This window comes from Gilliamella sp. B2824 (genome assembly GCF_026536245.1).
Taxonomy (GTDB): Bacteria; Pseudomonadota; Gammaproteobacteria; order Enterobacterales; family Orbaceae; genus Gilliamella.
Window position 1 is genome coordinate 1 of sequence record NZ_JAFNON010000035.1, and the last position, 1177, is coordinate 1177.

Annotated in this window: 2 protein-coding genes; both read left to right on the forward strand. The window is 35.0% G+C overall.

The window, feature by feature from the left end:
• The first annotated feature begins 147 nt into the window (after nucleotides 1-147).
• Complete coding sequence (locus J3U56_RS11980; protein ID WP_267367946.1) at nucleotides 148-432, forward strand: hypothetical protein; 285 nt, start codon at nucleotides 148-150, stop codon at nucleotides 430-432.
• 2 nt (nucleotides 433-434) lie between these two features.
• A partial coding sequence (locus J3U56_RS11985; RefSeq protein ID WP_267367949.1) for a zincin-like metallopeptidase domain-containing protein occupies nucleotides 435-1177 on the forward strand: 743 nt, incomplete at its 3' end.

The window sequence follows — 1177 nt, forward strand, 5'->3', positions numbered from 1 at the left end:
ACGCAGTGACCTATTGACAACCCACCCAATTTTATCCTTTAGTGCAGGTGGAAAGGAACGCATAGCGAGCCTTTCCGCTTGGACGCCCCAAAAAATTTGGTTATAATTCAGCCGTCAATATCACCAAAACTACCTAAGGAGTGCTGTATGCGAGACCAAAAAGAACGAGTGGAAACAATTGAAAGTACCATGAAAAATGAATTTAGACACGCATTAGCGGTGAATTTAATTACACAAGAACAACATGACAACTATCTGCAAGAACTCAATGAATTAACGTCTTACATTTATGAAAAATATAAAGATAGTTTAGCTTTTTATGATGAAGATTGGATTAAAATCAATGACTATTATGAAAAAATCGTAGGATTAGATTTTGTCAGGGATTATACAAAAGAAGATTTAGAGTTAATTTGGCTTATCGAGATGTAAATATGACAGCAGACAATATTAATCGGCTTTTCGAGCAGATACAGCAAGTTAATAGTCAAGGGATTTCGAACTTTACACAAACCAATGCAAACTATCCTAGGAGCCCCTATACCCAAGAAGTGTATCAGGCAGAACGATTATATAAATATGGACATCAAAAGGGTTTTTCAGAGACCCGTTGGTTAACTGAGCATGAAATACAAACTCATAATCTACAGATAAAGCAGGATGAGAAAGATAACTTTTTTAAAAGTGATTTATATAAAGATAATGAGTATTATGAAAATATTAAATTTTATAATGTAGAGCAGCTGGATAAAGCCTCCTTTGATAAACTTCCACCAGCAATTAAGCCGGAAAAACAGTGGCAGGAAAATTTAAAAGTCGAGCAATTTATAGCAAGTCAGGCGGTTAAGGTGTTACATAACAGCGCATCAAATCCTCGTTATAATGCTAAATCACATACTATCCACATGCCCGATAAATCCCAGTATGAGACTGCTGAAGCATACTATAATGATATCTTCCATGAAATCGGACACTCAACCAGTCGGGAATTGGGACGAACACCCACAACACCTGTGCAAACAATAAATTTTTTCAAACGAGATGAATTAGTCGCCGAAACTTCAGCAATAAAGCTTTGTGAATTAACAAATCTTAATAGTAATAAAACCAATAATTTATGTTATTTAAAAGAGTTTCTAAGCAAATTTGGTGATGATAAAGAGGTTCAAAAGGCAGA

Bases quoted from the DNA above. Each gene is read 5' to 3' on its own strand.
- J3U56_RS11980 (WP_267367946.1), top strand. From the start codon at position 148: ATGCGAGACCAAAAAGAACGAGTGGAAACAATTGAAAGTACCATGAAA.